Source organism: Mesorhizobium sp. B2-4-7 (assembly GCF_006442685.1).
Classification (GTDB): domain Bacteria; phylum Pseudomonadota; class Alphaproteobacteria; order Rhizobiales; family Rhizobiaceae; genus Mesorhizobium.
Map to the genome: position 1 here is coordinate 402,349 of NZ_VFVH01000001.1, position 21,383 is coordinate 423,731.

Genomic DNA, 21,383 nt, shown 5'->3' on the forward strand with positions numbered 1-21,383 from the left:
ATGCGGAGAGGTGGCGCCTCATCCCTAATTTATCAAGCCGGCGTGCTTCATCGCCGCGTCGATCTTTTCGGCCGTCGACTGTTCGACCGTGACCAGCGGCGAACGCAGCACGTTCTCGACCTTGCCGAGCTTCGAAAGCGCATATTTGGCGCCGGATACGCCGGGTTCGATAAAGATCGCCTTGTGCAGCGGCAGCAAGCGATCCTGCAATTCCAGCGCCTTGGCGCTGTCGCCGGACAGCGTCGCCTCCTGGAATTCAGCACAAAGCCGCGGCGCGACGTTGGCCGTCACCGAGATACAGCCGACACCGCCATGCGCGTTGAAGCCGAGCGCGGATGCATCTTCGCCGGAAAGCTGGATGAAATCCTTGCCGCAGGTCATACGCTGCTCGGAAACCCGTTCGACCTTGCCGGTCGCGTCCTTGACGCCGACGATATTCTTGAAGTCGTGCGCCAGCCGGCCCATCGTCTCCGGCATCATGTCGATGACCGAGCGCGGCGGGATGTTGTAGATGATGATCGGCAGCTTGGTTGCCCTGGCGACGGCGGCGAAGTGCTCATAGAGGCCGCGCTGCGTCGGCTTGTTGTAGTAGGGAGTGACGACAAGTGCAGCATCGGCGCCTGCCTGTTCGGCATATTGGACCAGGCCGATCGCTTCCGCGGTGTTGTTGGAGCCAGCGCCGGCGACGACCGGGGCGCGGCCCCTGGCCGCCTCGATGCAGACCTTGACCACCTGACGATGCTCGTCATGCGACAGCGTCGGCGACTCGCCGGTGGTGCCAACGGGAACAAGGGCTGTCGTGCCCTCCGCAAGTTGCCAGTCGACAAAGGCGCGAAAGGCTTTCTCGTCGAAACGCCCGCTCTTTTCGAACGGTGTCACGAGCGCGGTCAGCGAGCCTCTCAGCATGTTCGTCCAACTCCTTGGGACTTCTTGTTCACGCATATCGTTATCCCAAAACCGGTAGCCACTTTTGGGCGATAGGCATGGGTGTTTTCGTCTCTGGTCTTAATGTCGCGCCTTCTAACCGAAAGCGAGGCGGCGCACCATAGTCTCGACATGGTTGCGCGGCAAGCATTGCCATGCTGCCAGCAAACGCAATTCGAACGGCCTCGATAACCTTTTGTTAACTGGCCCTTCATGACCTAAGTTTACGGTCTGGTCCAGGTCGCGAAGCTTCCGCGCCTGCTGGTGATGTGTAAAGGCTGAACGATGCCGACTAGGCGGCCTCATCTTTTCGCGCTCCTGGGCGCGGTCGTCGCGCTGATGCCCGAGATGGCGATCGGCGGCAGCGTCGACGTGCAGTTGACATCGGCCATTCCGATGCCCGGCATGCAAAGCTCGCAAGATGCGGGTCCACGCGATACGGCCCCCTCTGCCAGCATCGTGCAGTTGAAGAGCGGTCTGGACGCACTGGCGGCGGGCGACATTCCCGGTGCCCGCGCCGCGCGTGATGCCCTTTCCGCCGGTTCGCTCGACCAGCACATCCTTGCCTGGGCAATCGCGCTGTATGGCGGCGACAAGATGCCGAGCGGCGACATTGCGGCCGCAGCGAAGATGTTGCCCAACTGGCCGGGGACAACCGCGCTGCGCAAGAACAGCGAACGCGCACTCTATCGCGAGAACCCCGCCCCCGACATCGTTGTGCAGGCGTTCGACGGCAGCCAGCCGCAGACATTCGAAGGCGTGATGCTTCTTGCCCGCGCCTATGTGGCCCTGGGCAAGGCAGAGGCGGCGCGTTCGGTGCTGGTGCCGTTCTGGCGCACCGCGATCCTGGAGGCCAAGGACGAGACAGCGCTGATCAAGGAGTTCGGCGGGCTGATCCCGGCCGCCGATCACCGATTCCGCATGGAGCGCATGTTCTACGCCGACCGGGTCGGCGCGGCGCAGCGCGTCGCCGGCCCGGCGCAAGCGGAGCAACTGGCCACCGCCTGGGCGGCGGCCGACAAGGGCGACAAGAACACCCCCAAGCTGCTCAAGGCGGTGCCGGCTTCACAGCGTTCTGCCGGCTATTTCTTCGCGCAAGCCGAATATCTTCGCAAGCAAGACAATATTGCCGACGCCGCCGCCATCGTGATGAAGGCGCCGACGGATCGCGAAGCGCTGGTCGACCCGGATGCCTGGTGGGTGGAGCGCCGGGTACTGTCGCGCGAGCTGGTCGACAAGGGTGACATGAAAGCCGCCTACAGGATCGTCGCCATGCATGCGGCCGAAAGCACAGCGAACGCCGCCGAAGCCGAATTCCATGCCGGCTGGTACGCGCTGCGCGGTCTGAACGATCCCAGGCTTGCCGCAACACATTTCGCGCGCATCGCCGACCTTGCGCAGGGGCCGATGACATTGTCGCGCGCCTATTACTGGCTCGGCCGCGCCGCCGAAGTTGGTGGTCCAGGTAACGCAAAGGACTATTTTGCGCGCGCGGCGGCCTATGGCACGACATTCTACGGCCAGCTCGCCGCCGAGCGCATTGGTCGCCCGGCGCTGAACATCGTCTATCCCACACCGAGTGCCGCCGACCGCCAGAGTTTTGCCGGTCGCGAAGCCGTCGCTGCCATCAAGCGGCTGCAGGAGGCGGGCTACGACCGTTATGCCGAAACGCTCTATCGTGACCTTGCAGGACAGTTGACCAGCCCGGGCGAACTGGCGCTCCTGGCCGTGCTGGCGGAAAAGCAGGGCAACCACTTCATGTCGCTCAAGATCGGCAAGATCGCCGGCGCGCGTGGCATCGATGTCGGCGCGCTGTCGCATCCTTTGGGGGTCATCCCCGATAGCGCCGATATTTCAGGTTCGGGCAAGGCGCTGGCCTATGCCATCGCCCGCCAGGAAAGCGAATTCAACATCGGCGCCATATCGAGCGCCGGCGCGCGCGGGCTGCTGCAGCTGATGCCGGCAACCGCCAAGCAACTGGCGAAGACGGCCGGGCTGCAATTCTCTCAGGCACGCCTGACCACCGATGCCGGCTACAATGCAACGCTGGGCTCGGCCTTCCTCGGCCAGCAGCTCGACCGCTTCAACGGCTCCTATGTGCTGACCTTCGCCGGCTACAATGCCGGCCCCAGCCGCGCTGCCCAATGGGTGGCGAAATACGGCGATCCGCGCGGCAAGGACATCGACGCTGTCGTCGACTGGATCGAACGGATTCCTTACACGGAAACAAGAAGTTACGTACAGCGCGTGATGGAGAACTATGAGGTCTACAAGATGCGCATTTCCGGCAAGTATGACATTGTGGGAGATCTTGTGAACGGGCGGAGTTGACGGCTTTCATTCCTCCCTACGAGAGGAGTTGGCCTCGCGCGGATCCGCCCGCCTTGGCTGAGTGAAGGGCCTAGCCACCTTCGGCCCGCAAGAGGAGAAGTAACTGCCCCATTTGACCATCCCTTCCCTCGCCTGTAGCAGACGGACCATCCGGCGAGAGCAAGGGCAGCATTCCAATGGCGAGCGAAGGTTTCTCCGATTTCTTCTACGCGGGACCCGATGGGCTGAAGCTCCATGCCCGGATCTATGGCGACGCAAATTCGCGACATTGGCCAGTCGTCTGTCTGCCCGGGCTCACCCGCAATGCACGCGACTTCCACGAACTCGCGCTCTATTTGGCCGGCAAAGCGGGAAGCCCGCGCAAGGTCGTCGCCTTTGACTATCGCGGCCGCGGGCAGTCCGATTATGATCCCGATGTCAGCCGCTACAATGTCGGCGTCGAAGCCGGCGACATTCTTGCCGGACTGGCGGCATTGGGAATCGAGGAAGCCGCCTTCGTCGGCACCTCGCGCGGCGGCCTGGTCATTCACGTCCTGGGTGCGCTGCGGCCGGCCATATTGAAAGCGATCGTGCTGAACGATATCGGACCGGTGATCGAGCCGGCCGGCCTTGCCTATATCCAGTCGTATCTCGAACGCAAACCGAAGCCGAAGACCTTCGCCGAAGCAGTGGCAGCCCAACGCCGCGTTCATGGCCGGGATTTTTCAGCGCTCGCCGATGCGGACTGGGAGCGCATGGTGCTGGCGCTCTACCGCGAAACGGATCAGGGCCTGCTGCCGGATTTCGACCCGAAGCTGGTCGACACTGTTGCAAATCTCGACCTGACGCAGCCGCTGCCGGCGCTGTGGCCGCAATTCGACGCGCTGTCGGCCCTTCCCATGCTCGCCATACGCGGCGCCAATTCGAGTTTGCTGTCGGTGGACACACAGCGGCAGATGCGGGAGCGCCATCCGGCAATGCAGACGATCACCGTCGAAGGCCAGGGTCACGCCCCTTTTCTCGAAACCGGAACCTTGCCGGGCGACATCGCCGCTTTCCTCGACAGAGCCGAGCGGCTGCCGACCCGCCTTTAAAAACCGTTGCCGGCGAGGCAAACGGACCGCAGGCGACCAAGGTAGGCGCCGAAGCCGGGATGGCATGCCTCGAATAACCCGCAGATCGGGGGATCCACGGGATTGATTGTCCACAGCCTCTTCAAAGGGTGAACTTATCGGGACTTTGCGGCCTTCTTCATCGCCTTAGCCGTGGTCTTTACGGCACCCGGCTCGTCTGCCGCACCGCGCGCCGCGGCGCGCGGGGACGGTTCGGGCGCTGCCTTCACGCTGTCGGCGCCGCCAGACCGGGGTACTTCCAGCACGGTGACGCAGCCGTCGAGGTCATTGGTGGCCAGATGCGCATAGCGCATCGTCATCGACAGGGTCTGGTGGCCGAGCCACATCTGCACGCGCCTGATGTCGATACCGCCCTGAACAAGACGCGAGGCGCAGGTATGGCGCAGAATGTGCGGCACCACCTGGTCGTCGGCGGCCAGACCGACTTCGGCCTTCGCATCGTTCCAGATGGCACGGTATTGAGCCTGGCTGAATGTGGTGAACGGGCCTTTCGGCCGACGGCCTTCGCCGGGAGGCAGCTTGATCACTTCCTTGACACGCTCGGTCATCGGAATGGTGCGGCTTCGGCCGGACTTGGTGATCCAGAAGGAGACGCGATGCTCCTGGATGTCGTTCCAGATCAGCCCGAGCGCCTCGCCAAGGCGGCAGCCAGTGTCGACCAGGAAGACGGAAAGCCGGTAGGCATCCTCGCTGCGGCTCCTGATGGCAGCAAACAGCCTGGCCTCCTCGTCCCTTTCAAGGAAACGAATCCGTCCCGACCGCTCCTTCTGGCGGCGGAACTCGGGCAGGCTGTGGATATCTCCCATCTTGTAGGCCTTGCGCAGCAGTTTGCTGAGGGCAGCCATCTTCCGATTGATGGTTGCGTTGCTGTTGCCGCGCTGGCGCAAGGTGCCGATAAGGTTGTCCAGGGTACTCTGGTCAAAGGCGCTGAAACGCTCCCCGAGCAGAATCTCGTCTATCTCGCCGATGAACGAGCTGACATTGTATTTATGTCGCCCATCATCCCACAATATATCTCGATATGCTGAAAAAAGATCTCCAACCCTATGCGATTTTACTTCTCGTATCCTATTGTAGGTATAGTTAAACTTTGAGTTCTGAGAAGAAAACATCGAAAAATGATCGGAGGGCTCGCCCTCTTGAATCGCTTCGGTCGTCATCATTTGCCACACCCCCGAGTGGGATAGATTCAGCCCTATCCGCTTGGGAGCGTCCTTTCAAGAGATTTGAATCACGCAGTTGTGATTTCATCCGCCATCAGCGGATCCCACGAAACCATCCCACGGACTCTATTCAGCTACCGTTACCCCCTGTTCCTTCTGTTTGCCTTGATCCAGTCACGAAACAAAAACAGCCCGGGCGTTGATGCGCCCGGGCTGGATTTCACCTGTATGGAACCAGCCCTTAGAACGAGCGCTGGAAGCGGAGGATACCGCCGATGCTGCTCTTCTTGTCGGCGCCGGTCCAGTTGGAGAAGTCGGCGTCGTCGAACCTGCCTGCATTGAGGTAGTCGACTTCGGCCGTGACCGTGAAGCCCGGGACGACGTCGTAGGCGATGTTCGCCGCGATGCCCAGGTTCTTCCAATCGTCATACGACACCTGCGCGTTGAACGAGGTCTTCTCGTTGAACTTGTAGGTACCGCCGCCCCAGACAGCCCAGTTGCCGCCCCACTGCTTGTAGAAACCGCGACCATGGGCGTCGACAAAATTGCCGGCGTCGTCGTTGAGGTTGTCATCGGTGCCGTAACCGCCCATGACCCACAGCGACAGTGCGTCGTTGACGTTCACGTCCAAGCGAACCTTGCCGGCAACTTCTTCGTAGTTGCTGTCATAAGCGACGACACCGCTGATGGCGCCCCAGCCCTGCGTCCACTTCACACCGCCGACGACATGCGGAACGTAGCTGTCGATCGTGCCGACAACGCCCGCGCCTTCTTCGAGCGAGACCACGGCCGAGAAGCCGTTGCCAGCGTCGAAGTAGTACTGGACGACGTTGGTGTCGAAATCGCCGTAAGGAACCAGCGTATCCTGGATGACGTTGCCGGCGTAGCCGACGAACGTATCGAAGGCCGATTCGTCCTTACCAACGCGGAGACCACCGAGCTGGATCCAGGCGAAGTTCAGCGAGACGTCCTTGTTATGGGCGGTGTTGAACGGCTCGATTGCGTTGTCGTTGCCGAAGTTGAAGCGGGTCTCGGTGTAGGTCTTCAAGGTGCCGAGTTCGGTTTCCTGGCCGGTCCAGGTCTTCAGCGTGAAGCGGGCATTTTTGTGCCAGGCATCATTTACCGAGCCGTCCTGGTGGTCCGCAGTCTTCGAACCGTTGAACGTGCCGACGTCGCCGCCGCCGATGTCATAACGGATGTAGCCGCCGATGCGCAGGCAGGTCTCGGTGCCGGGGATGTAGAAGTAGCCAGCGCCGTAGACGTCGCAAATCTTGACGTATTCAGCGGGCTCCGGCTCGGCGACGACGACGGCGTCGGCGGCGCGCGCACCGGAAACTGCGATCAGGGCCGCAGCGGAGCCGAGAAGAAGGCTCTTGATGTTCATTTTCTGACCTCCAGTCAAAAGTTAAAAAACGGGTCTGGGTATTCTTTGCTGAAGGACAGCGTTCCCTGCCCCATCCCCACTACCGAAAAAGATGCGCACCGCGCCGCTCCTTCGAAATCGACATTACCCATGAGCAGACGGGGTTCAACCACGATCGTACCGGCGAAAGGGCTGTGCGGCTGCTATCCCCCATCGTTGTTGCACAAATGACACGATTTGGCCTCACTCAGAAAGCTCTCATTAACCTTCGGCCCGCCCCAGCCCCTTGTTTACGGGCGAATCCGGCGATCGGCTGACGGAATCATGGCGAGGCCTTGAGCCACCAGCCAGGGAATCGCCGCAGAACCGCCGCATCGCGGAAGGCCGCAGGCCGGTGCGTTCTTATTTTTCCGTATAATGGCTTCTTTTTCCGAGATATTGGCTGGGGCTTGTTGATTGTGCCGGCGCTTTTCTTTATCCAGCGGCGCAACGGAGAGGTGGCCGAGTGGTCGAAGGCGCTCCCCTGCTAAGGGAGTAGAGGTCAAAAGCTTCTCGTGGGTTCGAATCCCATCCTCTCCGCCATCCTGCTTCGCTCTTCGAGCTTCGCAGGACAAGCCCAGACCAGACCTCAGCGCGAAGCAGGATGCCCTCCGAAGCCTCGGCGAAGGAGGGCCGGTCGTGTGGTATGCATACCTGCTGGAAAGTAAGACTGCCGACGGTGAGCGTTATGTCGGCATCACGTCCGACCTGAAGCGACGGCTTGCCGAGCACAATGACGGAAAATCCAGTCATACATCCAAGTTCCTGCCATGGCAGATCGTCACCTATGTGGCGTTCTCGAATCAAGCCAAGGCGACTTCATTTGAGCGTTATCTCAAATCCGGTTCCGGGCACGCCTTCGCCAGCAAACGTCTGTGGTGAATGCCCCTTCCTTTGTGAAAAATCCAGGGATTCCCGGAAAAACGCAGCAATACCAATTGTTTGCTGCAAAAACACGCACCACCAAAACGGTTGTTTCGTTCGATTCTGACTGGAGGTCAGAAAATGAACATCAAGAGCCTTCTTCTCGGCTCCGCTGCGGCCCTGATCGCAGTTTCCGGTGCGCGCGCCGCCGACGCCGTCGTCGTCGCCGAGCCGGAGCCCGCTGAATACGTCAAGATTTGCGACGTCTACGGCGCTGGCTACTTCTACATCCCCGGCACCGAGACCTGCCTGCGCATCGGCGGCTATGTCCGTTACGACATCGGCGTGGGCGACACCGGCTCGTTCGACGGTGCGAAGGCTGCCGATCACCAGGACGGTGACGACCACAACACCTACTACAAGAACACGCGCTTCACGCTTAAGACCTGGACCGGCCAGGAAACCGAGCTCGGCACGTTGAAGACCTACACCGAGACCCGCTTCAACTTCGGCGACGACAATGCCTTCGACGAGCCGATCAACGCCGCCCACAACCGGGACGTCTCGCTGAACTTCGCCTGGATCCAGCTCGGTGGCCTGCGCGTCGGTAAGGACGAATCGGCCTTCGATACGTTCGTCGGCTACGCCGGCAACGTCATCCAGGATACGCTGGTTCCTTACGGCGATTTCGACACCAACGTCGTCCAGTACTACTTCGACGCCGGCAACGGCTTCTCGGCCGTGGTTTCGCTCGAAGAAGGCACCGGTACCGACACGATCGACAGCTATGTTCCGCACGTCGTCGGCGGCGTGAAGTATACGCAGGGTTGGGGCGCCATCACCGGCGTCGTCGCTTATGACAGCAATTACGAGGAAGTTGCCGGCAAGGTTCGCTTGGACGTCAATGTCAGCGACGCACTGTCGCTGTTCATCATGGGCGGCTACGGCACTGATGACAACCTCAACGACGATGCCGGCAATTTTGTCGAAGCCCATGGTCGCGGCTTCTACAAGGCGTGGGGCGGCAACTGGGCAGTCTGGGGCGGCGGCACCTACAAGTTCAACGAGAAGACCTCGTTCAACCTTCAGGTGTCTGCTGACGACTGGAAGAACGTCGGCGTTGCGGCGAACGTTGCTTATGACGTCGTTCCCGGCTTCACCGTCACGGCCGAAGTCGACTACCTCCATGCCGGTCGGTTTGACGATGCTGGCTTCGTCAACCCATCGTTTACGCCTGCCGACAAGAAGAACAGCGTCGGCGGCATGCTCCGCTTCCAGCGCTCGTTCTAACAGCTATCGCTTCGAATATAGAAACCCGGCGGGCAACCGCCGGGTTTTTCATTGGGGGTTTCGACTGCGCGATTCCGCAGCGGACGATGATTGCTCTGGGATGCATCAGGTGTTTGGATCAGGCGGGCGGCAACGATTGCTCATTGCGCGCAACTTGCACCCGCCTACTGACCGCGCTAGCAAGAAGCCCCTTCCCTCACGCGAGCTTTTGCCATGCGTCTGCGCCCTCCCCTTATGCCGCTCGTTGCAGCGCTTCCGTCGACCGTGCCGTTTGTCGGCCCCGAAGCGCAGGAGCGCGAGCGCGGGCGTGCATTCCGCGCCCGCATCGGCGCCAATGAGAGCAGCTTCGGACCCTCGCCGCGCGTCATCGCCCGGATGGCCGAGATCGCGCGCGACATGTGGATGTATTGCGATCCGGACAATCACGACCTGAAGGTGGCCGCGGCCGCGCATCATAATCTGAAGGTCGAGAACGTCGTGGTCGGCGAAGGCATCGATGGCCTGCTTGGTCTGGTGGCGCGCATGTATGTGGCGCCTGGCGATGCGGTGGTCACCTCGCTCGGCGCCTATCCCACCTTCAACTTCCACATTGCCGGTGTCGGCGGACGGCTTGTCACCGTGCCCTATGCGAACGACCACGAGGATTTGGAAGGGCTGCTGGCTGCGGCCGCCAGAGAGAAAGCGCCGCTGGTCTATCTGTCCAATCCGGACAACCCCATGGGGAGCTGGTGGGAAGCGGCCGAGCTGACGCGCTTCATCGAAGCGCTGCCGGAAACCACCATGCTCGTGCTCGATGAAGCCTATGGAGAATTGGGGCCGGCCTCCGCACTGCCGCCCATCGACGTCTCGCGGCCGAACGTCATCCGCATGCGCACCTTTTCGAAAGCTTACGGGCTTGCCGGCATACGCTGCGGCTATGCGGTCGCCGAGGCCCAGGTGATCAGCGATTTCGAGAAGATCCGCAACCACTACGGCGTCAGCCGCATGGCGCAGGTGGCGGGCGTCGAGGCGCTCGCCGACCAGGATTATCTGGATTCAGTGGTGGCGCGGGTGGCGGCAGGGCGCCGGCGCATCGCGCAGATAGCCGAACAGAACGGGCTGACGCCGCTGCCGTCGGCGACCAATTTCGTCACCATCGATTGCGGCCGCGACGGTGCTTTCGCGCTGAAGATCCTGCAAGGCTTGTTGTCGCGCGACGTCTTCATCCGCAAGCCGATGGCGCCGGGGCTCGATCGTTGCATCCGCGTCAGCGTCGGACTGGACCACGAGCTCGACATTTTTGCTGAGGAACTGCCCGGCGCACTGGCCGCCGCCCGTGGAAACTGAACGAGCGTTGCCATAGCGGCGACACTTGCCGGCCCGTTAGAGATCGAGCTCCCAGTTCTGGCCGGTGAGTTCCTTGCCGAAACTGTGATGGCGCTCCTGTGAGACCAGTCTGAACCCGGCGCGCTCATAAATCGCGCGGGCGGCGACCAGAATGTCATTCGTCCACAGAACGAGCTTGATGTAGCCGCAGGCGCGCGCCTGGTTCACGCATTCCGCAACCAGGCGCTTGCCGATGCCCAACCCGCGCGCCGCAGCCTCGACATGCAGCAGCCGCAGTTTCGCGACCTCGTCGTCCTGGTGAACCAGAAACACTGCGCCAAGCGGGAGGCCGGCGCGTTCGGCGATCCAGCAGAAATCGCGCCCTGGCTTGAAATTGCGGATGAAGTCGGCCCCGATTTCGGCAACCAAGGCTTCGAACTCGATGTTCCAGCCATATTCCTCGGCGTAGAGCTGGGCCTGACGCTGCACCACCCAGCCAATGTCGCCGACGCGATGCCGACGCAACGTCACCACAGGGGCAGCCGCCTCGCCTTCAGCCGCCGGATCGCCCAGCAGCTCCGCTGCCTTGCGCAAGGCGTCGCCGAGTTCGGCCAAGCGGTGGTCGGGCAGGTTCTCGATAAGCCGGGAAGTGTCGCGGTCCGCCGCGGCCTGCAGACCGGCAAGGGCGTCCCGCCCCCTTGCCGTCAGCGACAGGATACGCCTTCGCCGGTCGACCGGATCGGTCCGGGTCTCGGTCAGGCCTTCGCCGGCGAATTTTCGCAGGATCCGCGTCAGATAGGCCGCGTCGAGACGCAGTTGCCTGGCGATGTCGGAGGCGGCCGGGCCGACATCGATGTCGAATGTCTCCGAAAGGAAGCCTCGCTCGCCGGCGATTTCCGCCGCCGCCGGGCGATCCCGATGACCAAGCTCGAACAGGACGCGCGCCTCGGTGAGCGTGAACGGGCTCTGCGTCAAGGTCTCGTCGAGAAGGCCGACAGTGCGGGTGTAGAAACGGTTGAAGTGCCTGATATCGGCCACCAAAGCACTGCGTTGGTCCAGCATCTGCGTTCAGCCCTTGGATGATGATAGCCACAGTGTTAGAAATTTAGTGGACTGAGTCAATTAAATTCGAGTTCGACTCGGGCCCCCTCCATCCTCGTTCGACCGGCCTGTTGCATTCCCCGTCGCCTGCGCCAGATTCCAGCAGACGAGCCTCGGGAGAGACGCAATGGCTGACGATCGCAAGGCAGTGCGTGTGCGGGCCCACGGCAAGGTGCAAGGCGTCGGCTACAGGATCTGGGTCCGAAGCCAGGCCGCCAGCCTTGGGCTTGCGGGCTGGGTGCGCAATGAAGCGGATGGCTCGGTGACCGCTGAGATTGCCGGCACAGGCGAAGCCGTCTCGACCATGATCGGCCGGCTTTGGAAAGGACCGCCGGGAACGTCCGTTTCCGGGGTTGACGTCGAGGATGCGGTATCCAGCAATCCTGTTACCGGCTTCCGGATCGATGCCTGATGCGGCTTCGGCATACCTCTTGAATTAATTGAACGTTCGTTTTATTAATTCGCAACAAGGGAGGCTCTTTTGGCGCGCACGACAGGATCCGATGGCGGGAAGACCGAGGCGGCAGCCCGCGAGGCGGCGGTCAACCTGATCGCGCGGCTCGGCTATGAGGCGATGTCGATGCGCCAGCTGGCATCCGAAGTAGGCGTGCAGGCAGCCGCGCTTTATCGCTATTTCCCGACCAAGGAGGATTTGCTGTTCACGCTGATGCGCGAGCATATGGAAGAGCTGATCGCAGCCTGGAACGCCGCACGGCCCGCCGATGCCGATCCGGCAAGCCGGCTTTCGGCCTATGTCGAGAACCACATCGCCTTCCACATCGCCCGTCGCCATGCGACGCATGTTTCGAACATGGAGCTGCGCAGCCTGTCGCCCGAAAGACTGACCCAGATACTGCGGATGCGCACGGCCTATGAGAAGGAACTGCGCGCCATTCTGCGTGACGGCGCCGAGGCAGGCGTGTTCGTCGTCGAAGACACCGGCCTCACCGCCATGGCGCTGATCCAGATGATGACCGGTGTCATCGTCTGGTTCCGGCCGGGCGAGCGGCTGTCGATCGCAGAAGTCACAGCGACATATCTTTCGATGACGATGCGGCTCGTCGGCGCGACGATCGACACCTACAGCGCCGCACATCCGTTTGGACGCGCAAACGACGCCGTGGGATTTTAGTTTCGCGCATGATCTTTTCCGAAAATCCAAGTCGATTTTCGGGGGTCATGCGGCAGGAGGAACCGGATGTACACGAACACGCTCAGCTTCGGGCATGACGAGGATGTCGAGGCATTGCGCGAGCTGGTGCGGCGCTTCGCCCAGGACAGGATCGCGCCGATCGCGGCGGAAATCGACCGCTCGAACGAATTCCCGGCGCATCTGTGGGCGGAACTCGGCAATCTCGGCCTCCTCGGCATCACCGCCGATCCGGAGTTCGGCGGCAGTGGCATGGGCTATCTCGCGCACGTGATCGCCGTTGAGGAGATATCAAGGGCCTCGGCCTCGGTCGGCCTGTCCTACGGCGCCCACTCCAATCTCTGCGTCAACCAGATCAACCGCTGGGCAACGCCGGCGCAGAAGGAGAAATTCCTGCCGCCGCTTTGCTCGGGCGAGCGCGTCGGCGCGCTGGCCATGTCGGAGCCCGGCGCCGGCTCCGACGTCGTCTCGCTCAGGCTGCGCGCCGAAAAGCGCAACGACCGGTACGTGCTCAACGGCACCAAGATGTGGATCACCAACGGCCCGGACGCCGAGACGCTGGTGGTCTATGCCAAGACCGATCCGGAGCGCCATGCCCGCGGTATCACCGCCTTCATCGTCGAAAAGGCCTTTGCCGGATTTTCGGTCGCGCAAAAGCTCGACAAGCTCGGCATGCGCGGCTCCAACACCGGCGAACTGGTTTTCGATAATGTGGAGGTGCCGTTCGACAACGTGCTGCACGAGGAAGGGTGTGGCGTCGAGGTGCTGATGTCTGGTCTCGACTATGAGCGCACGGTGCTGGCCGGTGGCCCGATCGGCCTGATGGCCGCGTGTCTCGACGTCGCGGTGCCCTATGTGCATGAGCGCAAGCAGTTCGGCCAGGCGATCGGGGAATTCCAGTTGGTGCAAGGCAAGCTCGCCGACATGTACACGACGATGAACGCCGCGCGCGCCTATGTCTACGCGGTCGCCGCCGCCTGCGACCGCGGCCAGACCACCCGCAAGGACGCCGCAGGCTGCATTCTGTTTGCCGCCGAAAAAGCAACGCAGATGACGCTTGACGCACTCCAGCTTCTGGGTGGCAACGGCTACATCAACGACTATCCGACCGGCCGGCTGCTACGCGACGCCAAGCTCTACGAAATCGGTGCCGGCACCAGCGAAATCCGGCGATGGCTGATCGGCCGCGAGATCATGGCGGAGGGGGTATAGCATGGCCGTCCTCCGGACCCAGATCTCCCCTTCCTCCGATACCTTCCACACCAATGCCGAACGCATGCGGGCGCTGGTCGGCGATATCGCCGAAAAGGCCGCGAGCGTCGAGCGCGGTGGCTCGGAAGAGGCGCGCGAGCGACACGTCGCGCGCGGCAAGCTGCTGCCGCGCGAGCGGCTGGCGCAATTGCTCGACACCGGGTCGCCCTTTCTCGAGATCGGCCAGTTCGCCGCATGGTCGATGTATGGCGAGGACATTCCCTCCGCCGGCATCATCGCCGGTATCGGGCGCGTCGAAGGCACGGAAGTGATGGTCGTCGTCAATGACGCCACGGTGAAGGGCGGCACCTATTACCCGCTGACGGTGAAGAAGCATCTGCGCGCGCAGGAGATCGCGCTGCAGAACAATCTGCCTTGCGTCTACCTGGTCGACAGCGGCGGCGCCAACCTGCCCAACCAGGACGAGGTGTTTCCCGACCGCGAGCATTTCGGGCGCATATTCTACAACCAGGCCAACATGTCCGCCTCAGGCATCCCGCAGATCGCCTGCGTCATGGGTTCGTGCACGGCGGGCGGCGCCTATGTGCCGGCAATGTCGGACGAGACGATCATGGTGCGCAACCAGGCGACCATCTTCCTCGGCGGTCCCCCGCTGGTGAAGGCCGCCACCGGCGAGGACGTCAGCGCCGAGGATCTCGGCGGCGCCGACGTCCATACACGGCTCTCCGGCGTCGCCGACCACTACGCGCTCGACGACGAGCATGCGCTGGCCATCTGCCGGCGCATCATAAAAAACCTCAATCGGAACAAGACCGTAAGCCTTGCCGTCCAGAAACCGATTCCGCCGCTTCATCCGGCAGATGAGATCTACGGCATCGTGCCGACGGATCTGCGCCAGCCCTATGACGTGCGCGAGGTGATCGCGCGCCTCGTCGACGGTTCGGAGTTCGACGAGTTCAAGCAGTATTACGGCACCACGCTCGTCACCGGCTTTGCCCATCTTCACGGCATGCCGGTCGGCATCATCGCCAACAATGGCGTGCTGTTTTCCGAAAGCGCGCTGAAGGGCGCGCATTTCATCGAGCTGTGCTGCCAACGCAAGATTCCACTGGTGTTCCTGCAGAACATCACCGGCTTCATGGTGGGGCGCAAATATGAGGTAGGCGGCATCGCCAAGGACGGCGCCAAGCTGGTGATGGCAGTCGCCACCGCCCGCGTGCCCAAGGTCACCGTGATCATCGGCGGCTCGTTCGGCGCCGGCAATTACGGCATGTGCGGGCGCGCCTACTCGCCCCGCTTCCTGTGGATGTGGCCGAACGCCCGCATTTCGGTGATGGGCGGCGAGCAGGCGGCGACGGTGCTGGCCATGGTCAAGCGCGAGGGCATCGAGCGCAAGGGCGGCGAATGGAGCGCCGAGGAAGAAGCGAAGTTCAGGAAGCCGATCCTGATGAAATACGAGCATGAAGGCCACCCGCTTTATTCCTCCGCAAGGCTATGGGACGACGGCATCATCGATCCGGCCAGGACGCGCGAGGTCCTGGCGCTCAGCCTCTCGGCGGCGCTCAACGCGGAGAGCGAGGAAACGCGCTTCGGCGTGTTCAGGATGTGAGATGGGCGAGGTGCAAGGCAGGATCCGCATTCACTTCGGCGACATCACCAAGCTGGATGTCGACGTCATCGTCAACGCGGCCAATTCCTCGCTGCTCGGCGGCGGCGGGGTCGACGGCGCCATTCACCGGGCGGCGGGGCCGGACCTCCTCGCCGAATGCCGCACGCTCAACGGCTGCAAGACCGGGGATGCGAAGCTGACCAGGGGCTATCGGCTGCCGGCCCGCTACGTCATCCATACGGTCGGTCCGATCTGGCAGGGCGGCGGCAAGGGCGAGGCGGAGTTGCTCGCCTCCTGCTATCGGCGTTCGCTCGAAATCGCCGCCGAGAAGGAATGCCGCTCGGTCGCCTTTCCGGCGATCTCGACGGGCATCTACCGCTATCCGAGGGATGAGGCGGCAGCAATTGCAGTCGGCGCCGTAAATAGCTTCTTGAGCCGAAATACGACGCCGCAGACCGTCATCTTCTGCTGCTTCGACGAACAAATGGCCGAACTATACCGTGAGGCCGTTGCTTCCTCGAGGCGAACGCAGTCTACGGAGGTTTCATGTTCACAAAGATCCTGATCGCCAACCGAGGCGAGATCGCATGCCGGGTGATCCGCACGGCGCGCAGGATGGGGGTGCGCACGGTTGCCGTCTATTCCGATGCCGATGCGAAATCCCTGCATGTCGAGATGGCCGACGAGGCGGTACATATCGGTGCTTCGCCTGTCAGCGACAGCTATCTGCGCGGCGACAAGATCGTCGCGGCCGCCTTGGCGACAGGCTCGCAAGCCGTTCATCCCGGCTATGGCTTCCTGTCGGAAAATCCTGATTTCGTCGACCAGGTGGCGGCCGCGGGGCTCACCTTCATCGGCCCGTCGGCGGCCTCTATCCGCGCCATGGGGCTGAAGGATGCCGCCAAACGGCTGATGGAAAAGGCCGGCGTGCCCGTCGTGCCGGGCTACCATGGCGAGGCACAGGAGATCGTGGTCCTGGCCTCCAAGGCACGCGAAATCGGCTACCCCGTGCTGATCAAGGCGCGGGCCGGCGGCGGTGGCAAGGGCATGCGCCGGGTCGAGCACCCCGACGAGTTTTCCGAAGCGCTGTCGAGCGCACGACGCGAGGCGAAATCCGCTTTTGGCGACGACCGTGTACTGGTGGAAAAATATATCGACAAACCGCGCCACATCGAGGTGCAGGTTTTCGGCGACAATTTCGGCAATGCCGTCCATCTGTTCGAACGCGACTGCTCGGTGCAGCGACGCCACCAGAAGGTTATCGAGGAAGCCCCCGCCCCCGGCATGACGGAGGCGTTGCGCAAGGCGATGACCGAGGCGGCGGTGAAGGCCGCCAAGGCGATCAGCTACTCCGGCGCCGGTACCATCGAATTCATCGTCGATGCCTCGCAAGGCCTGAAGCCTGACCGCTTCTGGTTCATGGAGATGAACACGAGGCTGCAGGTCGAGCACCCGGTCACCGAGATGGTCACCGGCACCGATCTGGTCGAGTGGCAGTTGCGCGTGGCATCAGGCGAGAAGCTGCCGAAAACGCAAGGCGAGATAAAGCTAGCCGGCCACGCCTTCGAGGCGCGCCTCTATGCCGAGGATGCCGCAAGGGAGTTTCTGCCTGCGACCGGCACGCTGCATCATCTGAAATTTCCCGACACGGTTCCCCAAGGGGCCGCCATGCGTGTCGAAACCGGGGTGCGGGCCGGCGACGCCATTTCTCCCTATTATGATCCGATGATCGCCAAGCTGGTGGTGCATGGCGGGGACAGGCCGGCTGCGCTGGAGGCACTCGGCGCGGCGCTTGCGCGAACCGAAGTCGCCGGTTCGATCGTCAATACCGCCTTCCTCGCCGCGCTGGTGACCGATCCGGACTTTTCGGCGGGCGACGTCGATACCGGCCTGATAGGCCGCCACCAGCAGGCGCTGACCGAGATTGCGCCGCCGAGCGGCGAAACGGTCGCGGCCGCGGCCATAGCGGCCTCCGGGGCGGGCGCGCTGCCGGCATCGGATGATCCATGGTCGTCACTTGCCGGCTACACGCATTTCCATGGCATGGCACGACAGATCCGGCTGAAGTTTGGCGAGGACGATATTCTGGCAAGGGTTTCGGTACGACCAGACCGGCGTTCCCAGGTGACGCTCCATGCACCCTATGACAGCGCCAATTCGCATGACCTTCGCGCCGTTCCTCGCCTCGCCCGCTGGCCAGGCCACATCACGATATTCGAAGGCGCGGCCGGCTATACGTTCGCGGTGCCGGACCCGTTGGCCAGAGGCGATGATGCGGCGGCGGCGTCAGGCAGTTTGCGCGCGCCGATGCCGGGACTGGTCAAGCTTGTGCGGGCGACAAAGGGCGATACGGTGATGAAGGGGCAACCGCTGCTTATTCTCGAGGCGATGAAGATGGAGCACACCATCGCCGCGCCCCATGATGGCGTGATCGCCGAGATCGCCACCGAGGGCGCGCAGGTTACCGACGGCACTGTGCTGGTGCGGTTCGAGGATATGCAAGGCTGACAGCCTCGCTGCCGGACGCCAAGCGTCCCTGTCCTGCCGGACAGAGAGAGGCGCCGTAGAATGTCGACCGCCGTTATATGTCCATGGCAAGACACACAGGCAGAAATGAAATGGCCGGGACGAGCCCGGCCATTTCATCGATATAGGCAGCGATTACGGCTGGATCGGCGCATACTTGCCGTCGTGCCACTGGTTGATGTCGTAGCTGGCGTTCTTGAGGTCGCCCTTCTCGTCGAAGGTGACATTGCCGACAACCGTGCTGATTGGCTGCCCGTTCTTCAGCGCCTCGGCGACCTTGGCCGGATCATCGCTGCCGGCACGCTTGATGCCTTCCGCAAAGGCCTGGATCGTGGCGTAGGAGAATAGCGTGAAGCCTTCCGGCACGAAACCGCCGGCTTTGATCTTCTCGACGGCTGCCTTGGCTTCCGGCTTTGCCTGAGGATCCGACGGGAAGACGAACATGGTCCCTTCGCCGGCCGGGCCGGCAACCTGCCAGAATTCCGGCGAGGCTATCGAATCCGGCATGATCAGCTGGAACTTGATGCCCTGTTCCGCCGACTGGCGCAGGATCAGGCCAGCCTCCGGGTGGTAACCGCCGAAATAGACAACGTCGGCCTTGAGCTCCTTGAGCTTGGTGACGAGCGCCGAATAGTCCTTTTCGCCGGCATTGATGCCTTCATAGTCCACTTCCTTCAGGCCGCCGGCATTCATCGTGGCCTTGACCGCATCGGCAACGCCCTGACCGTAGGCACTCTTGTCATGCAGGATGACGACGTTCTTGCCGGCATACTTCTTCGCGATCCAGGGGCCGATGAAGGCACCCTGCGCATCGTCACGCGTATAGAGGCGCATGATCGTCGGCCAGCCGGCCTTCGCTGCGGCGTCGGTCAGCACCGGGTTCGAGGAGGCCGGGCTCATCATCAGGGCACCGGCTTCGGCATAGACGGCGGAAGCCGGAATGCTCGAACCCGAGCAAGCGTGGCCGTCGATGAACTTGACGCCATTGGCGACGATACGGTTGGCGACCGAAACCGCCTGCTTCGGGTCGCACTGGTCATCCTCGATATCGAGCTTGATCTGGCGACCGTCGACACCGCCGGCAGCATTGATCGCGTCGGCGGCAGCCTGCGCGCCCTGCTTGAACTGATCGCCAATGGTGGCGAGCTGTCCGGTCATCGGACCGACCACCGAAAAGGTGATGTCGTCGGCATAGGCGACCGGCGCGCTCATCATCAGGCCGAAAATGGCCGCGTTCAAAATACTTAATTTTTTCATTGCGGTATGACTCCTCCACTCACGCGCGGCCGCCCCGGCCACGCTTCTTCCAGAGAGGCCGGACAATTTCATCCTTCGTGTGGCCTGTCTAGGCGCATTGGCGGCGCTCGATTAGGCCTGCGGAGCATCTCTGGAGCAAAAAGGCAAAAGCCGCGCCGGCCTTGTTCCGGCCGGTCGCGGCTTTGCCTGTCGAGCTGTTTCTCAAGCGCCCCCGCACTCGAACCCAACTCGCCTTCCCTGTCTTCCTGCTGGCCCTGATCTTTCCGAAACCGGATCATGGCCGCCGCGCCGCTGGCCCTGTCGGGCGTGCCGCGTTCTTGGTTTTGTCACGTGGCCGTCTTACCGCGGCCTTGTCCTTGCCTGGCGGACCAGAAGGCCGCCCTGCCTTATCTCTAAATTCAGTGCATCGTCATCCATTCGCGGGCTTCGCGCAGCGCCTTGGCGATCTCGACCTTCGACATCGCAGCCGACAGTTCCGAACGCAATTCCGCAGCGCGGGCCGAACCCTTGATCGCGGCGATGTTGAACCATTTGTGGGCGGCGACGACATCGGTCTCGCAATCGCGGCCCGTCGCATACATCATCCCCAGTTCGAAAAGAATGTCGGCCTGGGCAGTTGCCCCCATGGCGCCGAAGCCTGCTTCAAGCATTTCAAAACGTGCCATTTTTCAATCCTCTCTTCCGGCCCTGTCTGGCTCCCGAGAGCTGCCTCCGTTTGTCTGTCCGGGCCGCTCTTTCGATGCTTTCGAGAATGCCGCGCAGGCTTGAATCCGTCGTTAAATGGCGTGCTTAATTTGAGGAAAACAAAGCTAAAACAATAGGTAAACGTGGAAATTCGTTAAGGATACAAAGCCAGCGATTCAGCCGGATAGCGCCAAATTTGACGAAAATTTTCGCCAGCGGAATCAACACTCCGCTAACCACGCGAAACAAACGCCGCGCATGCATGCATTCATTTCCCTGCCGATATTGCTTCCGTCGGCGCTTCTGAATTGCCAAAGCTTCCGCTGCGGCACCGCTTTTGTTTTGCAGGGAGCTGGATTAGCTTACGTTTGCGTAAGCGGCAGACCGGCGAGGCGGAGCCTCCTGCCGGGTATCCAAGGGAGGAAAGATGTTTCGAAAAGCAAGCCTGGCCCTGGCGGCCACTTTGATCCTGACCGGTGTGGCCTGGGCCGATCCGATCGAGGGAAACTGGAAGACGCAGGCCGGCGATACCGCGGCCATCGGGGGCTCGGGTTCATTTTCCATCACGCTGAAGTCTGGCAAATATGCCGGCAAGACCATCGGTTCGCTCAAGGCGTCCGGCGACAACAAATACACCGGCAGCATAACCGACCCGGCAAACGACAAGACCTACTCCGGCAAGGCGACACTGTCGGGCACCTCGCTGAAAATGAGCGGTTGCGTGCTCGGCGGGCTGATCTGCAAGAGCCAGACCTGGCACAAGCTCTGATCGACCCCATCCTTGCGACATGAAAACGGGGCCGGCAGGCCCCGTTTTCGTTTCATGATCCTGGCATGCTGTGCCGGCAGCCATGCTCCTTATGGCCAGCGCCGCCTCAAAATCCATCAACCGATTTGAACGGCAGATGAACGTCGGCATCAGAGCCGGTTCAGTCGTGCCCGGGCATTCTCCTGCGTATTGAAGGAGACACGACCAATGCTCGCCCGCCGCTTCACCATCGTCTGCCTGCTGGTGAGCCTGTTTGGAATGTTCTTCGCCATCCTCGTCGCCGAAGCGGGCCGTTCGGCCCGTTCCTGGGACGAGGCCAGTTCCAGAACCTGCCGCCTCGCCTGCCCGACCACCCTTCGCCCCTGAGACAGAAACCAAAGACCTGACCAACCACAAGACCTCGAAAGAAAAGCAAAGACCATGAACCGCATCGCCGCCAATCTCTTCAAAACCGTTCGGCTTCTGCCGCGGGCGGCGCTCATCCTGGCGTTTCTTGCCGCACCGGTCCTGGCCGTGCCGATGATGCGTACCGATGCCGGGTCCACGATCGACGCGCCAGCACTGAAGAAATCCGGCGTCGGTTTCGTGCTGCTGGTCAGCCTGCAGCGCGGATAAATTGCGCCTTCGATCGGGACACCCCTCCCAACCGCCTATCCAAATCTCTATATTGAGCCATGGAAAAGC

At 62.2% G+C, this 21,383-nt stretch carries 20 protein-coding genes and 1 tRNA gene; 15 read left to right on the plus strand and 6 right to left on the minus strand.

Annotated features, from left to right (window positions below):
- Positions 1 to 24 precede the first annotated feature (24 nt).
- Positions 25 to 906, minus strand: a complete 882-nt coding sequence (dapA, locus tag FJ946_RS02050; RefSeq protein ID WP_140517797.1) for a 4-hydroxy-tetrahydrodipicolinate synthase — start codon at positions 904 to 906, stop codon at positions 25 to 27.
- Positions 907 to 1,209: 303 nt separating this feature from the next.
- On the opposite strand from dapA, the gene FJ946_RS02055 reads away from it, so the two are divergent.
- Entirely contained in the window at positions 1,210 to 3,255 is a 2,046-nt protein-coding gene (locus FJ946_RS02055) for a lytic transglycosylase domain-containing protein (RefSeq protein ID WP_140565000.1), read from the plus strand.
- Positions 3,256 to 3,431: 176 nt separating this feature from the next.
- A complete protein-coding gene (locus FJ946_RS02060) occupies positions 3,432 to 4,328 on the plus strand; it encodes an alpha/beta hydrolase (protein ID WP_140564998.1) in 897 nt (298 codons plus the stop codon).
- A gap of 134 nt (positions 4,329 to 4,462) precedes the next feature.
- On the opposite strand, the gene FJ946_RS02065 is transcribed toward FJ946_RS02060, so the two are convergent.
- Together FJ946_RS02065 and FJ946_RS02070 are read right to left on the minus strand one after the other, a co-directional pair.
- Positions 4,463 to 5,530, minus strand: coding sequence for a site-specific integrase (locus FJ946_RS02065; protein ID WP_140564997.1), 1,068 nt, complete (start codon positions 5,528 to 5,530; stop codon positions 4,463 to 4,465).
- Between the two features lie 241 nt (positions 5,531 to 5,771).
- Positions 5,772 to 6,914 carry a porin gene (locus FJ946_RS02070; RefSeq protein WP_140732019.1) on the minus strand — a complete coding sequence of 381 codons (1,143 nt, stop codon included), beginning with the start codon at positions 6,912 to 6,914 and terminating at the stop codon, positions 5,772 to 5,774.
- A 470-nt stretch (positions 6,915 to 7,384) separates the two neighbouring features.
- Between FJ946_RS02070 and FJ946_RS02075 the strand changes: the two genes are divergently transcribed.
- The 4 genes from FJ946_RS02075 to FJ946_RS02090 all read left to right on the plus strand — a co-directional run bounded on the left by FJ946_RS02075 (position 7,385) and on the right by FJ946_RS02090 (position 10,412).
- Positions 7,385 to 7,475, plus strand: a tRNA-Ser gene (locus FJ946_RS02075).
- 96 nt (positions 7,476 to 7,571) lie between these two features.
- Positions 7,572 to 7,814, plus strand: a complete 243-nt coding sequence (locus FJ946_RS02080) for a GIY-YIG nuclease family protein (protein ID WP_140732021.1) — start codon at positions 7,572 to 7,574, stop codon at positions 7,812 to 7,814.
- 123 nt (positions 7,815 to 7,937) lie between these two features.
- Positions 7,938 to 9,086, plus strand: a complete 1,149-nt coding sequence (locus FJ946_RS02085; RefSeq protein WP_140732023.1) for a porin — start codon at positions 7,938 to 7,940, stop codon at positions 9,084 to 9,086.
- Between the two features lie 213 nt (positions 9,087 to 9,299).
- Positions 9,300 to 10,412 (plus strand): pyridoxal phosphate-dependent aminotransferase, encoded by a 1,113-nt coding sequence (locus FJ946_RS02090; RefSeq protein ID WP_140567731.1) that lies wholly within the window; start codon positions 9,300 to 9,302, stop codon positions 10,410 to 10,412.
- Positions 10,413 to 10,448: 36 nt separating this feature from the next.
- On the opposite strand, the gene FJ946_RS02095 is transcribed toward FJ946_RS02090, so the two are convergent.
- Positions 10,449 to 11,453 (minus strand): bifunctional helix-turn-helix transcriptional regulator/GNAT family N-acetyltransferase, encoded by a 1,005-nt coding sequence (locus FJ946_RS02095; protein WP_140567728.1) that lies wholly within the window; start codon positions 11,451 to 11,453, stop codon positions 10,449 to 10,451.
- Positions 11,454 to 11,619: 166 nt separating this feature from the next.
- Here FJ946_RS02095 and FJ946_RS02100 point away from each other — a divergent pair, with 166 nt between their 5' ends.
- The 6 genes from FJ946_RS02100 to FJ946_RS02125 all read left to right on the plus strand — a co-directional run bounded on the left by FJ946_RS02100 (position 11,620) and on the right by FJ946_RS02125 (position 17,971).
- Positions 11,620 to 11,904 carry an acylphosphatase gene (locus FJ946_RS02100; RefSeq protein WP_140567726.1) on the plus strand — a complete coding sequence of 95 codons (285 nt, stop codon included), beginning with the start codon at positions 11,620 to 11,622 and terminating at the stop codon, positions 11,902 to 11,904.
- A 69-nt stretch (positions 11,905 to 11,973) separates the two neighbouring features.
- Complete coding sequence (locus FJ946_RS02105) at positions 11,974 to 12,624, plus strand: TetR/AcrR family transcriptional regulator (RefSeq protein WP_140567723.1); 651 nt, start codon at positions 11,974 to 11,976, stop codon at positions 12,622 to 12,624.
- A gap of 66 nt (positions 12,625 to 12,690) precedes the next feature.
- Positions 12,691 to 13,854, plus strand: coding sequence for an isovaleryl-CoA dehydrogenase (locus FJ946_RS02110; RefSeq protein WP_140555818.1), 1,164 nt, complete (start codon positions 12,691 to 12,693; stop codon positions 13,852 to 13,854).
- A gap of 1 nt (position 13,855) precedes the next feature.
- Positions 13,856 to 15,463, plus strand: coding sequence for a carboxyl transferase domain-containing protein (locus tag FJ946_RS02115; RefSeq protein WP_140567720.1), 1,608 nt, complete (start codon positions 13,856 to 13,858; stop codon positions 15,461 to 15,463).
- A gap of 1 nt (position 15,464) precedes the next feature.
- On the plus strand, positions 15,465 to 16,028 hold the full coding sequence (locus tag FJ946_RS02120) for an O-acetyl-ADP-ribose deacetylase (protein ID WP_140520702.1): 564 nt from the start codon (positions 15,465 to 15,467) through the stop codon (positions 16,026 to 16,028).
- A complete protein-coding gene (locus FJ946_RS02125) occupies positions 16,010 to 17,971 on the plus strand; it encodes an acetyl/propionyl/methylcrotonyl-CoA carboxylase subunit alpha (RefSeq protein WP_140567718.1) in 1,962 nt (653 codons plus the stop codon). The genes FJ946_RS02120 and FJ946_RS02125 overlap by 19 nt, the downstream gene beginning before the upstream one ends.
- A 153-nt stretch (positions 17,972 to 18,124) precedes the next feature.
- Here the strand turns inward: FJ946_RS02125 and FJ946_RS02130 are convergent, their stop codons facing one another.
- Together FJ946_RS02130 and FJ946_RS02135 are read right to left on the minus strand one after the other, a co-directional pair.
- Positions 18,125 to 19,246, minus strand: coding sequence for a branched-chain amino acid ABC transporter substrate-binding protein (locus FJ946_RS02130; protein ID WP_140567715.1), 1,122 nt, complete (start codon positions 19,244 to 19,246; stop codon positions 18,125 to 18,127).
- A gap of 398 nt (positions 19,247 to 19,644) precedes the next feature.
- Positions 19,645 to 19,911 (minus strand): sel1 repeat family protein, encoded by a 267-nt coding sequence (locus FJ946_RS02135; RefSeq protein ID WP_010915070.1) that lies wholly within the window; start codon positions 19,909 to 19,911, stop codon positions 19,645 to 19,647.
- A 446-nt stretch (positions 19,912 to 20,357) separates the two neighbouring features.
- On the opposite strand from FJ946_RS02135, the gene FJ946_RS02140 reads away from it, so the two are divergent.
- The 3 genes from FJ946_RS02140 to FJ946_RS02145 all read left to right on the plus strand — a co-directional run bounded on the left by FJ946_RS02140 (position 20,358) and on the right by FJ946_RS02145 (position 21,314).
- Positions 20,358 to 20,699 (plus strand): DUF2147 domain-containing protein, encoded by a 342-nt coding sequence (locus FJ946_RS02140; RefSeq protein WP_140517988.1) that lies wholly within the window; start codon positions 20,358 to 20,360, stop codon positions 20,697 to 20,699.
- Positions 20,700 to 20,906: 207 nt separating this feature from the next.
- The gene (locus FJ946_RS30660) at positions 20,907 to 21,065 is read left to right on the plus strand and encodes a hypothetical protein (RefSeq protein WP_181165140.1); all 159 of its coding nucleotides are present in this window, start codon (positions 20,907 to 20,909) and stop codon (positions 21,063 to 21,065) included.
- 54 nt (positions 21,066 to 21,119) lie between these two features.
- Positions 21,120 to 21,314 carry a hypothetical protein gene (locus FJ946_RS02145; RefSeq protein ID WP_140517987.1) on the plus strand — a complete coding sequence of 65 codons (195 nt, stop codon included), beginning with the start codon at positions 21,120 to 21,122 and terminating at the stop codon, positions 21,312 to 21,314.
- The last annotated feature ends 69 nt before the right edge of the window (positions 21,315 to 21,383 follow it).